This is a genomic window from Nocardia sp. NPDC004340 (assembly GCF_053602575.1).
Genome location: NZ_JBSGDW010000006.1, coordinates 292944 through 305511 on the forward strand (window position 1 = coordinate 292944; position 12568 = coordinate 305511).

At 70.5% G+C, this 12568-nt stretch carries 7 protein-coding genes and 1 tRNA gene; 3 read left to right on the forward strand and 5 right to left on the reverse strand.

Translation table 11 applies throughout. The features are described from left to right. Nucleotides 1–134 precede the first annotated feature (134 nt). A tRNA-Lys gene (locus ACWEOI_RS25290) sits at nt 135–207 on the forward strand. A 53-nt stretch (nt 208–260) separates the two neighbouring features. Here the strand turns inward: ACWEOI_RS25290 and ACWEOI_RS25295 are convergent. Both ACWEOI_RS25295 and ACWEOI_RS25300 read right to left on the reverse strand, forming a co-directional pair. Next, nucleotides 261–488, reverse strand: a complete 228-nt coding sequence (locus ACWEOI_RS25295; RefSeq protein WP_452361215.1) for a SelT/SelW/SelH family protein — start codon at nt 486–488, stop codon at nt 261–263. A 41-nt stretch (nt 489–529) separates the two neighbouring features. Continuing rightward, the gene (locus ACWEOI_RS25300) at nt 530–1015 is read right to left on the reverse strand and encodes a carboxymuconolactone decarboxylase family protein (RefSeq protein ID WP_433671505.1); all 486 of its coding nucleotides are present in this window, start codon (nt 1013–1015) and stop codon (nt 530–532) included. Nucleotides 1016–1061: 46 nt separating this feature from the next. Between ACWEOI_RS25300 and pdxR the strand changes: the two genes are divergently transcribed. After that, entirely contained in the window at nt 1062–2510 is a 1449-nt protein-coding gene (gene pdxR / locus ACWEOI_RS25305; protein WP_452361216.1) for a MocR-like pyridoxine biosynthesis transcription factor PdxR, read from the forward strand. A gap of 50 nt (nt 2511–2560) precedes the next feature. On the opposite strand, the gene ACWEOI_RS25310 is transcribed toward pdxR, so the two are convergent. Next, nucleotides 2561–2854 (reverse strand): hypothetical protein, encoded by a 294-nt coding sequence (locus ACWEOI_RS25310; RefSeq protein ID WP_433671502.1) that lies wholly within the window; start codon nt 2852–2854, stop codon nt 2561–2563. Between the two features lie 165 nt (nt 2855–3019). On the opposite strand from ACWEOI_RS25310, the gene ACWEOI_RS25315 reads away from it, so the two are divergent. After that, nucleotides 3020–8491 carry an ATP-binding protein gene (locus tag ACWEOI_RS25315; RefSeq protein WP_452361217.1) on the forward strand — a complete coding sequence of 1824 codons (5472 nt, stop codon included), beginning with the start codon at nt 3020–3022 and terminating at the stop codon, nt 8489–8491. 64 nt (nt 8492–8555) lie between these two features. On the opposite strand, the gene ACWEOI_RS25320 is transcribed toward ACWEOI_RS25315, so the two are convergent. Then, on the reverse strand, nt 8556–8990 hold the full coding sequence (locus ACWEOI_RS25320; protein WP_452361218.1) for a TIGR03667 family PPOX class F420-dependent oxidoreductase: 435 nt from the start codon (nt 8988–8990) through the stop codon (nt 8556–8558). Between the two features lie 75 nt (nt 8991–9065). Continuing rightward, on the reverse strand, nt 9066–12392 hold the full coding sequence (locus ACWEOI_RS25325) for a BTAD domain-containing putative transcriptional regulator (RefSeq protein WP_452361219.1): 3327 nt from the start codon (nt 12390–12392) through the stop codon (nt 9066–9068). Between the last annotated feature and the right edge of the window lie 176 nt (nt 12393–12568).

A 12568-nucleotide genomic window follows, 5' to 3' on the forward strand; every position in this document is an offset into this window, starting at 1 on the left:
TAACAACCCTCAACAACTCGAAAGACCACCAGCTCAGAGGGGCGATTTCACTTTCCGCGACCATCCCTGTTAATGTTCTATCCGCACCGCAGAGAGCCCGGAGCGCAAGACCGAGGCCCCCGGCGGAGTAACACGCGCCATTAGCTCAATTGGCAGAGCAGCTGACTCTTAATCAGCGGGTTCGGGGTTCGAGTCCCTGATGGCGCACAATACGAAGCCCCTGACCAGGCAATCCGGTCAGGGGCTTCGTTCGTTCTCGGCTACTTCCCGTGCTCGGCAACGGCTTTGACGATGTCCTCCGGGGTGGGGAAACCCTGGCGGGTCTTGGCGGCCACGGTCCGACCATCCACTGTGACGCGGTACACACCGCCCGAGCCCGGGACCAGTTCCGGTGCGATACCGAGCTCGGTGTCGAGGGCGTCGGCGGCGGCGCGGGCGCGCTTCAGGTAGCCGCAGGGCTTGCAGTAGGTGATGACGACGGCGGGCATGGTCGTACTCCTCACGGTGCGGGTGTCGGATGGGTTGGGGTTCAGTCGTTCTCGTCGCCGGGGAGGGTCCAGGCGCGGGTGGTCGCACCCAGCCGGGTCCAGGTGTTGATGATCGCGATGTGCCAGACCAGTTCGGCGAGTTCCGATTCGGAGAATCGGGCCGCGGCTTCCTGCCAGACGGCGTCCCCGACCTCGCTGTCGGCGATCCGGGTCATGGCCTCGGCGAGGTCGAAGGCGGCACGCTCGCGCGGGGTGAAGAAGGGGGCCTCGCGCCACACCGCGACCAGGTTCACCCGGCGCGCGGTGTCCCCGGCGGCCACCGCGTCGCGGGAGTGCATGTCGACGCAGTAGACGCAGCCGTTGATCTGGGCCACGCGCAGCTTCACCAGTTCGCGCAGGGGCTTCTCCAGGGACGACCGTTGCGCGACCCGCTCGAGGCCGTTCATGGCCTTGGCGATCTCGGGGGTCAGGTCGTCGATGGCGAGGCGGGTGGTCGGCTGGACGTAGGCGCTGGTTTTCGTTGTCATGCTTCAACGGTAGGCCGATAATGGACCAATGTTAGGAGCCAATCAGATGGCTAATTCCTGGTCCAATTCCGGTGTGGATCTGCATCTGCTCGTCGAGCCGGGGCCGGGGCGGCGGGTCGGTGTGGAGCAGGCCTTGCGCGAGGCGATCCGGGACGGCCGTCTCGCCGCCGGGGAGCGCCTGCCGCCGAGCCGAACCCTGGCCGTCGAACTCGGGCTCTCGCGCGGGACGGTCAGCGCGGCCTACGACCAGTTGATCGCGGAGGGGCTGTTGATCGCGCGGCAGGGCTCGGGCACGCGCGTCGCCGACGCTGTCGCCACACCCGGCCCCGCCACTCCGCCCGTCGTCGGCCGCCCGAAACCCGCTGCGCCACGGCACAATCTGCGGGCGGGCAGTCCCGACATCAGCCGTTTTCCCACCACCGCCTGGCTGGGCGCGGCCCGGAAGGCCCTGGGCGCGGCACCCGCGGACGCGTTCGGGTACGGCGATCCGTGCGGGCGGATCGAACTGCGATCCGCGCTGGCCGACTACCTGGGCCGCACCCGCGGCGTGCTGGCCACGCCGGACCGGATCATCGTCACCACCGGCGTCCAGCAGGCGCTGGCGCTGCTCAGCACGGTGCTGACCGCATCCGGCACGACCGCCATCGCCATGGAGGACCCCTACATCCCGTCCTTCCGCGACACCGTGCGAGCCGCCGGACCCGTGGTGCGGCCGCTGCCGGTCGACGGCGACGGCGCGCGCGTGGACCTGCTCGGCACGGGCGAATTCGACGGCGTCACAGCCGCGGTCGTCACGCCGAGTCACCAGTTCCCGATCGGTTCGACGCTGAGCCCGGCGCGACGGCAGCACCTCGCCGACTGGGCCCGGGCCGGGCGGCTGGTCATCGAGGACGACTACGACGGCGAATTCCGCTACGACCGGCAACCGGTCGGCGCGATCCAGGGCATCGCGCCCGACCACGTCGTGTACCTCGGCACCGCGTCCAAGACGCTCGGCCCCGGACTGCGCCTGGCCTGGATGGTGCTCCCGCCGCATCTGGTCGGCCCGGTCGCCGAGGCCAAGCGACTGGCCGACCACCACTCCGAGACGCTGGGGCAGCTGACTCTGGCCGAACTGATCACCTCGCACGCCTACGACCGGCACATCCGCGCCTCGCGGCTGCGCTATCGCCGTCGCCGCGACCTGCTCGCGGATCGCCTGAAACCCCGGGCGGGGCGACCGCTGACCGGTTTCGCCCTGTCCGGGATCGCCGCCGGACTGCACGCGCTGATCCGGCTCGAGCCCGCCGGCCTGACCGAGGCCGAAGTCCTGTCCCGCGCACGCGAGTACGGCCTGGCGCTCGAGGGCCTGTCCGGAATGTGGCTCTCCCACGAGGCGCGACCCGACCGGCCGCAAGGACTCGTCGTGGGATTCGCGGCGCCCTCCGAGAGCGCCTACCCGGCCGCGCTCGACGCCCTGGTGCGCGCGCTCTCCTGGAGTGCGACCCCGCGATGACCGCCGGGTCGCCCGGCCTCACCAGACCGGTTCGGGATCCCGACTCCGGTTCAGGCCACGTCCCGATCGCGGCGGGCCAGGGTTTCGGCGGCGTGCCGCGCGATGCTGGCGGCTTGGCGAGCCTGGGCTTCGGGGTGCGCGGTGCGCTGGTCCAGCGCGGCACGAATTCGTTCGAAGGACGCGGCGGCGCCGTCGACCGCGTGCCGCAGGGCCGCGAATTGGGCGATCAGGTCCACCACCTCGTGGGTGGTGAGGGTCAGGGTCGGGTGTTCCTGGCCGGTCAGGATGGCCTCCGCCGCGGATTCCGCCCAACGCGAGTGCAGTACGTCGAGGATGTCGGCCACTCTGATCGCCTCCCACAGTCACGGCCCCAAATGACGCTTTGCCCACGATACGTACGAGTAACCCCCTACCGCGGTGGTATCGAGAGCAGCAGACGTGCACACTACCGGTGACCGGCAGTCCAAACGCTGCCCGACCGGGCCTTCGCAACATAAAGGAGCTGACGGGTGTTCAGCCGTATTGCCATTGTGAACCGCGGTGAAGCCGCGGTACGCCTCATTCACGCTGTGCGGGATCTGGCGGCCGAGACCGGCCTGCAGATCCAGACGATCGCGCTGCACACCGATGTGGATCGCAACGCGACCTTCGTCCGTGAAGCCGACGTCGCCTACGACCTCGGGCCCGCCGCGGCGCGCCCGTACCTGGATCTGAAGGCGCTCGAGCAGGCGCTCAAGGCGACCAACGCCGATTCGGCGTGGGTCGGTTGGGGTTTCGTGGCCGAGGATCCGGCCTTCGCCGAACTGTGCGAGCAGATCGGGGTGACCTTCATCGGTCCGAGCCCCGATGCCATGCGCAAGCTCGGTGACAAGATCGGCGCGAAGCTGATCGCCGAGGAGGTCGGCGTGCCCGTCGCGCCGTGGAGCCGCGGCGGCGTCGATACCGTGGAGGCCGCGCTGGCCGCGGCCGAGGACATCGGCTACCCGCTGATGTTGAAGGCCACCGCCGGTGGTGGTGGTCGCGGTATCCGCATGATCACCAATGCCGACGAGCTGGTCGACGCCTACGAGCGGACCCGGCAGGAAGCCGCGCGCGCCTTCGGCAGCGGCGTGGTGTTCCTGGAGCGTCTGGTCACCGGCGCCCGCCACGTCGAGGTGCAGGTGATCGCCGACGGTCAGGGCACCGCGTGGGCGCTGGGCGTGCGCGACTGCTCGGTGCAGCGGCGCAACCAGAAGGTCATCGAGGAGTCGGCCTCGCCGGTGCTGCGTCCCGAGCAGGCCGCCGAGCTGAAGGCCTCGGCCGAGCGGCTGGCGATCGCGGTGGGTTACCGCGGCGCGGCGACGGTCGAGTTCCTGTACCACCCGGGCGACGAGCTGTTCGCGTTCCTCGAGGTCAATACCCGTCTGCAGGTCGAGCACCCGATCACCGAGTCCACCACCGGATTCGACCTGGTGCGCGCGCAGCTGCACGTGGCCTCCGGCGGCAAGCTCGAGGGTCAGCCGCCCGCCGAGCGCGGCCACGCCATCGAGGCCCGGCTCAATGCCGAGGACCCCGACCGCGACTTCGCGCCCGCCCCGGGCCGGATCGCCCGCCTGGATCTGCCCGCCGGCCCCGGCATTCGCGTGGACACCGGTGTCAGCGAGGGCGATACGATCCCCGCCGACTTCGACTCCATGATCGCCAAGATCATCGCCTACGGCCGTGACCGCGACGAGGCGCTGGGCCGCCTGCGCCGCGCCATGTCGCAGACCCGCGTGGTCATCGAAGGCGGTTCCACCAACAAGAGTTTCGTGCTCGATCTGCTCGAGCAGCCCGAGGTGATCGACGGCAGCGCCGACACCGGCTGGATCGACCGCGTCCGCGCGCAGGGCCGCCTGGTCTCGCACCGGCACTCGGCGATCGCGGTGGCCGTGGCCGCCATCGACGCCTACGAGGAGGAGGAGCGGGCCGAGCGCGAGCGCCTGCTGTCCACCGCGGCCGGTGGCCGTCCGCAGGTGCAGCACGAGAGCGGCCGCCCGCACGACCTGAAGCTGCGCGGCGCCGCCTACCGGGTGCGGGTCGCGCGCATCGGCGCGCACCGCTTCCGGATCGGGATCGAAGCCGGCGGCGATATGCGTTCGGCCGATGTGGATCTGGAGCGTTTCGACCGGCACACCGGCCAGATCGTGGTGAACGGCAGCCGTTTCCGGGTCGTCACCGGCACCCACGGACCGGTCACCCTGGTCGACGTCGAGGGTGTGACGCACCGGATCAGCCGCGACGAGGGCGGCGTGGTCCGATCCCCCGCGCCGGCGCTGGTGGTCGCCACCCCGCTGGCCGTCGGCGACGAGGTCGAGGCGGGCGCGCCCGTGCTGGTGCTGGAGTCCATGAAGATGGAAACCGTACTGCGCGCGCCGTTCCGGGCCCGGCTCAAGGAGAGCGCGGTCGCGGTCGGCTCCCAGGTGGAGACCGGCGCGCCGCTGCTGCGGCTGGAGCCGATCGCCGATGACGCCGAGACCGAGACCGCCGCTCCGGCCGCCACCGTCGAGCTGGATCTGCCGGGCGCGCCCGCGCCGGTCCTGCCGCACGAGGGCCTGACCCGCAGCCTGCAGGATCTGCGCAGCCTGCTGCTGGGCTTCGATGTGGACCCGCACGACGAGCAGCGGGTGCTCGACGACTACCTGGCCGTGCGCCGGGCGGCCGTCGCCGACAACCGCCGGCCGCTGGCCGAGGAAGTCGAGCTGGTGCAGGTCTTCGCGGATCTGGCCGAGCTGAGCCACAACCGGTCCTGGGAGGACAACGGCTCGCAGGGCCACGTGCACAGCGCCCGCGAGTTCTTCCACACCTATATGCAGAGCCTCGATGTGGAGCGGGCCGGGCTGCCCGAGTCGTATCGGGCGGATCTGAGCGCGGCGTTCGCGCACTACGGTGTCGCCGAGCTGGATCGCTCGTCCGACCTGGAGGCGGCGGTCTTCCGCATCTTCCTGGCCCAGCAGCGGCCGGCCGGAACGGTCACCGTCATCACCGCGCTGCTGCGCGAGTGGCTGAGCGAGCCGGTGCCGGACCGCGCGCTGCGCGAGCCCGCCGGTCTGGCGCTGGAGCGCCTGGTGACCGCGACGCAGTTCCGGTTCCCGGGTCTGGCCGACCTCGCGCGTGGTGTGGCGTACGCCTGGTACGCCCACCCGCTGCTGCGCCGCAACCGCGCCCGGGTGTACACCACCGTGCGCAAGCACCTGAGTTTCCTGGACGCCCAGCCGGATACGGCCGAGCGCACCGACCGCATCGCGGACATGGTGCGGGCGACCGAGCCGCTGGTGCGTCTGCTGGGTCAGCGCCTGGTGCGCGGCAGCACCGACAACACCGCCATGCTGGAGGTGCTGACGCGGCGCTACTACGGCAACAAGGACCTCACCGATGTGCGGACCGAGGAGTCGAACGGGCAGCGTTTCGTCATCGCCGAGCGCCGGGGCGTGAACCTGGTGTCGTCGGCGGTGAGCTTCGACGCGCTCGACACCGTGCTGCGCGGGCTGGCCGAGGTGGCGCGTGACTGCTCGTCCGTCGAGGCCGACGTCTACCTCAGCTGGGAGAAGCAGCCGGAGGACTTCGAGGCGATGGCGGTGGCGCTGCAGGAAGCGCTTGCCGGACAGCCGCTTCCGAGCCAGGTGCACCGGATCACCTGCACGGTGGCGGGCAGCGGTGGCGCGGTCATGCACCACCACTTCACCTTCCGGCCCGCGACCACGGGGATGTCGGAGGAGCGGCTGATCCGCGGTCTGCACCCGTACATCGCCCAGCGCATGCAGATGCGCCGGCTGCGCAAGTTCGACCTCACCCGCCTGCCGTCCTCGGACGACGAAGAGGTGTACCTGTTCCGCGCGGTGGCCAAGGAGAACCCGGCCGACGACCGCCTGATCGCGTTCGCGCAGGTGCGCGACCTGGCCGCGCTGCGCGAGCACGACGGCCGCCTGCTGGTGCTGCCCACCGCGGAGAGCACCATCGCCACCTGCCTCGACTCCATCCGCCGCGCCCAGGCGCAGCGGCCGTCGAACAAGCGGTTCAACACCAACCGGATCGTCATGTACATCTGGCCGGTGGTCGATGTGACCCGCAGCGAGCTGGAGACGGTGATCGCCGGGCACGTGCTGCCGATGACGGCGGGCGCGGGCCTCGAGGAGATCCTGCTCATCGCCCGCCAGCGTGATCCGCAGACCGGTCAGCTGGAGAAGATCGCGGTGCGCGTCTCCTTCGACGCGACCGGCGGTGTCCAGGTGAGCGTCGGTGAGCGCACCGACGACGCGGTCGAGCCGCTCGACGAGTACCGGCAGAAGGTGCTGCGCGCGGGTAGCCGCAACACCGTCTACCCGTACGAATTGACCGGTCTGCTGGGTGATTTCACCGAGTACGACCTCGACGCCTCGCACACCCTGGTGCCGGTGGACCGGCCCAAGGGCCGCAACAGCGCGGCGCTGGTGGCCGGTGTGGTCACCACCCCGACCCCGCAGCATCCGGCCGGTGTCATGCGTGTCGCCCTGCTGGGTGACCCGACGAAGTCGCTGGGCGCGCTGTCGGAGCCGGAGTGCCGCCGGGTGATCGCGGCCATCGATCTGGCCGAGTCGCTGCGGGTGCCGCTGGAGTGGTACGCGCTGTCCTCGGGCGCCCGCATCTCGATGAAGTCGGGCACCGAGAACATGGACTGGGTGGCGGCCGCGCTCAAGCGGATCGTCGAGTTCACCCAGGCCGGCGGCGAGATCAATATCGTGGTCAACGGCATCAATGTCGGTGCGCAGCCGTACTGGAACGCCGAGGCGACCATGCTCATGCACACCAAGGGCATCCTGGTGATGACGCCGGAGTCGGCGATGGTGCTGACCGGCAAGCAGGCGCTGGACTTCTCCGGCGCGGTCTCGGCCGAGGACAACTTCGGCATCGGCGGCTACGACCGCGTGATGGGCCCGAACGGTCAGGCCCAGTACTGGGCGCCGAATCTGCTTGCCGCGCGGGACATCCTGATGGCGCACTACGACTTCTCGTACGTGGTGCCCGGCGAGGACGGTCCGCGCCGCGGCCCGACCGCCGACCCGATCGACCGTGACGTCTCCGACTTCCCGCACGTGCAGGAGGGCAGCGACTTCGCGACCGTCGGGGAGATCTTCTCGTCCGCCGCGAACCCGGATCGCAAGAAGCCGTTCGACATTCGCACCGTGATGCGGGCGCTGGCCGACCAGGACCACGAGGTGCTGGAGCGGTGGGCGGGCATGGCCGACGCCGAGACCTCCGTCGTCTTCGACGCGCGGCTGGGCGGAATCCCGGTGTGCCTGTTGGGCATCGAGTCCAAGAACGTGGGGCGGCGCGGCTTCCCCGCCACCGACGGACCCGACACCTACACGGCGGGAACGCTTTTCCCGCAGTCGTCGAAGAAGGCGGCGCGGGCGATCAACGCGGCCAGCGGCAACCGCCCGCTGGTGGTGCTGGCCAACCTGTCCGGCTTCGACGGCTCGCCGGAGTCGATGCGCAAGGTGCAGCTGGAGTACGGCGCCGAGATCGGCCGGGCCATCGTCAATTTCGACGGTCCGATCGTGTTCTGCGTGATCTCCCGCTACCACGGCGGCGCCTTCGTGGTGTTCTCGAAGACCCTGAACCCGAGCATGACCGTGCTGGCGCTGGAGGGCTCGTTCGCCTCCGTGCTGGGCGGCGCCCCCGCCGCGGCGGTCGTGTTCTCGGGCGAGGTCAGCGCGCGCACCGAGGCCGACCCGCGGGTGCGTGACTTCGAGCTGCGCGCGGCGAACGCCTCCGGCACCGACCGCGCCACCCTGACCGCGGAGCGCGACGACCTGCGCTTCTCGGTGCGGGCGGAGAAGCTGGGTGAGGTGGCCGCGGAGTTCGACCGCGTGCACAACATCCAGCGCGCCGTCGAGGTGGGTTCGGTGGACGCCATCATCAGCACCGTCGAGATGCGCCCGCGCATCATCGCCGCCATCGAGGCCGGGCTCGCCCGCCACTGATCGATGAGACGAGAAACGCCCCGGCAGTCCGACTGCCGGGGCGTTTCTCGTTCGATCAGGAAGCTCAGAAGCCGCGCAGGCGGTCCGGGGTGATGCGGACCGGGACGGAGTAGTCGGCGAAGAACTCTTCGCGGGTCATGCCGATCTCGACCAGGCCCTTGGCGTACTTCTCGACGTAGGCGTCGAGCTCGGCGGGGGTCGGGTCGGTGGTGTCGACGCGGGCGGGGCCGTTGAAGACCACGACCTGGCCGCCGCTGGCGGTGCTGTTGAGGTTCAGCGACACCCGCGGGTCGGTGGCGATATTGCGGAGCTTGGGCGTGCCGGGCTGGGTGAAGATCAGGAACTCACCGTTGGCCCACTGGAACCAGACCGGGTTGGGTTGCGGCGTACCGCTGGGGCTCACGGTGGTCAGCCAGACAATGCCATCCTCCGCCAGACGTTTGGTGACCAGGGCACCGAATTCGGTGTCGGTGTCGATGAGCGGCGAGGAAGCGGACATGCGGTCTCCTTGCGAGGTGTGGGTCGGTTCGATCCATGACGGTCAACGCCCCACTGTCCGTGGGCATTCCGCGTTTCAGACGATCTTCTCGGGCCACAGTCCGGTGCCGTCGCTGAGCAGCATGGCCTCGGCCACCGCCTCGTCGATGACCTGCCGGGTCTGCCGGTCGGTGGTGATGCGGGCGAACTCGGCCACCGACACGCGATGGCCGGTGTCGGTGATGGCGCCCTCGCGGTCGAATTCGGCGGCGAACCGTTCGGGGCCGAGCGCGGTGCGGGCCCGGGCGGTGATGCGGTCGACGTCCATCCTCTCACCGCTGGCCAGGGGCGCGCCGGTGGAGGCCCGTGCCTTGGTCGCCGCGCCGAGCAGGCGGGCGGCCCGCTCGTAGTCCTCGACCATCACCGCGGCCCCGGCCAGTCCCTCGACGGCCAGTGCGACGGCCCGGATGTCACCGGCGACGGAGGCGGCCGACAGGCTCTCGGTGTGCAGGGTGCGGGCGGCGTCGGCGTCGCCGCGCAGTTCGGCGATGAAGCCGAGTTCGGCCAGCACCAGCGCGACGCCATTGTGGGCCTCGATGGCGGCGAGCCAGCCCAGCCACCGGTTGAGGTGCTTCTCGGCGTCCTCCAACCGGCCCTGCCGCCGCGCGCTCAGACCCAGACCGATCTCGGCGAACCCCTCCCCCAGCCGGTTGGCGTGGCTCACCGCGAGCCGCATGGCCCGGTGATGGAGTTCGTCGGCGGTCCGGAATTCGCCGCGCAGCAAGGCGATTCGACCCAGCAGCGCGAGTTTGTGGGAGGTCTCGGTCCAGAGCCCGAGTTCCTCCACGATCTGCAGTCCCTCGTAGTGCAGGTCGTTGGCCTCGTCGTAGCGGCCCTCGAATTCGGCGAGCACCGCCAGCGCCTCGATGGCCTTGAGCCGGCCCCAGCGGTCGCCGACCTCGTCGAAGATGGCCGCGCTCAGCTGCGCGTGGTCGCGGACGGTGGCGAGGTCGCTGCGGGCGGTGTTCTGTGCGGCGCGCAGGCTCAGCGAGGCCGCGATGCCCCAGTTGTCGTCGAGGGTCCGGAAGGCGGCCAGGGCCCGGCCGACCCGGTCCTGGCTCTCGGGCAGCGCGCCGGAATACCACTGGGCGTAGCCGAGAAACCATTCGCTGCGCGCGAGCGCCCGCAGTTCGGTGTCGCTCTCGTCGCCGTCGAGGGCGGGTGAGGGGCTGACCAGCTGCCCGGCCTCCCCGATGAGCAGGGCCATGCCGGCCCGCCAGCGCAGGATGGTCGCGCGTTCGACCGGGCGCAGCTGCCCGGCCATGGCGCTGACCGCGGACAGGTAGCGGTGCGCCTCGATGAGCCGTCCGCGCAGGAAGCCGAACCAGATCAGCGAGTTGACCAGTCGCATGGCGAGCCGGGCGTTGCGGCACACGATGGCGAAGTCGGCGGCCTTGCGGATATTGGGCGACTCCACGTCGAGCTGTTCGAGCCAGCGGCGCTGGTCGGGCCCGTGCAGTTCGGCGCTGGCGTGCTCGCCGCGGTCGGCGTAGTGCATGGCGTGCCGCAGCCGCAGTTCCAGCAGGGTGCCGGTGGCCTCGAGGTATTCGACGCAGTAGGCCGCGATCGATTCCAGCAGCCGGTAGCGGGGGCCGTGCCGCGATTCCTGCATGACCACCAGGGACTGGTCGACCAACCGGGTGAGCACGGCGAGGATCTCACCGTCCTCGCCGGGATCGCGGATGAGCGCGCGGGTGGCCGCGAGCGAGCAGTCCTCGGCGTGAACGGCCAGCCAGCACAGCACATTTCGTTCGACGCGCGACAGCGGCGCCCAGCTCCAGTCGATGGCGGCGCGCAGTGTGCGGTGCCGGTCCGGGGAGTCCCGGAAGCCGCCTTCGAGGACCTGGAAGCGCCGGTCGAGCTGGACGAGCAGTTCGTGCACCCCGAGTACACGAACCTTGGTCGCGGCGAGTTCGATGGCGAGCGGGATGCCGTCGAGGCGACGGCAGATGGCGATGATGTCGTGGATATTGGACGCGTCGACCCGCGTGCCGGTCGCCCGGGCGGCGAAGAGCTGGACCGCGCTGGCGGTGGCGAGCGATTCGGGTCCGGCGGTACCGGCGGGCGGCAGGTCCAGGGGTTCGACGGCGCTGATCCGCTCGCCGCGGACGGCCAGGTGCGCGCGGCTGGTCGCCAGGATCCGGCAGTTCGCCGATTCGGCGAGGATCGCTTCCACCAGGTGGGCCGCGGCCTCGACGACGTGCTCGCAGTTGTCGAGCACCAGCAGGGCGCGGCGCGCCCGCAGGAACGCTACCACCCGGTCCACCGAGTTGAGGCCCGACAGCGACTTGCCGCCCGATCCGGGTGGCACGTTGACGTCTATGGTCAGCGCCGACAGCACCGCGTCCGCCAGCACTTCCGGCCCGTGCGAGCGGTCCAGGGCGTCGAATTCGACCAGCCAGATGCCGTCCACGAAGCTGTCGACCAGGCTGTGCGCGACCGCCAGGGCGAGCCGGGACTTCCCGACGCCGCCGGGTCCCACCAGGGTGACGAGCCGATCCGAGGCGATGTCGGCCCGCACCTCGTGCACCGCCGTGTCCCGCCCGATCAGCGCGTTGGGCGGGGAGGGCAGGTTGTGCCCGAAGGTGCGGCCCGCCACCAGGACCGGTTCGGGTTGCAGGTCGGCGCGTTGTTCGAGGATGGCGCGGTGCAGGTCGACGAGTTCGCGGCTGGGGTCGGCGCCGCGGGTCTCGGCGAGCAGGGCGCGCAGTTCGTTGAAGCTGTCGAGGGCGTCGGCGGCGCGGCCGGAGCGGTAGAGCGCGCGCATCTGGATGGACCGCAGGCGTTCCCGTAGCGGGTGTTCGCGGACCAGTTCGTTGATCTCGGCGATGAGCGTGCGGTGTTCGCCGAGTTCGAGGCGGGCTTCGACGAGTTCGCTGCGGGCGGCGATGCGGGTCTCGTTCAGCGAGGCGGAGCTCTCCTCGCCGAAGGGCAGGTCGATGAAGTCGGCGAAGGCGGGTCCGCGCCACAGCGCGAGCGCCTCGCGCAGCAGGTCGGCCCGTACCCGCAGGTCGGTCGAATGCTGGGCGCGCGCAACGATGTCCAGGAATCGGGTGGAGTCCAGCCGGTGCGGTTCGACCCGGAACAGGTAGCCGGCGGGGGTGGTGACGATGTGTTCCCGGCCACCCGGCTCGGCCTGTTCGAGGGCCCGGCGGAGCTGAGAAACCTTGGTGTGCAACGATCTGGTCGGATTGGTGGGCGTGGATTCGGGCCACAGGTCCTCGATCAGCCGGTCGGTGGAGACCGGGACCCCGACATGGGCGATGAGATCGGCGAGCAGCGCCCGCACCAGCGACTCCGGTATCGACACCGGGTCGCCCAGATCCGTAGCGACCTCCAACGACCCCAATACCGCGAACTGCACGACTCGATCCTATCTAATTCACTTTTCAATCAGGTGATCGGAAACCCGCACGGCCCCTGCGGAAGTGGGCCCGAAGCGAACCCGAAGGACCTTCCGACAGAATGGTCCCGAACGATCGACCAAGGCCACGACGGCGAGGGAAGGGATCGCCGCCAGGGGCCCGATTGTTCATGTCG

What these genes read in the sequence shown, in the direction of transcription:
- ACWEOI_RS25300 (WP_433671505.1), bottom strand. Translation starts at nt 1,015, where the DNA reads ATGACAACGAAAACCAGCGCCTACGTCCAGCCGACCACCCGCCTCGCC.
- ACWEOI_RS25295 (WP_452361215.1), bottom strand. Translation starts at nt 488, where the DNA reads ATGCCCGCCGTCGTCATCACCTACTGCAAGCCCTGCGGCTACCTGAAG.
- ACWEOI_RS25320 (WP_452361218.1), bottom strand. Translation starts at nt 8,990, where the DNA reads ATGTCCGCTTCCTCGCCGCTCATCGACACCGACACCGAATTCGGTGCC.
- pdxR (WP_452361216.1), top strand. Translation starts at nt 1,062, where the DNA reads ATGGCTAATTCCTGGTCCAATTCCGGTGTGGATCTGCATCTGCTCGTC.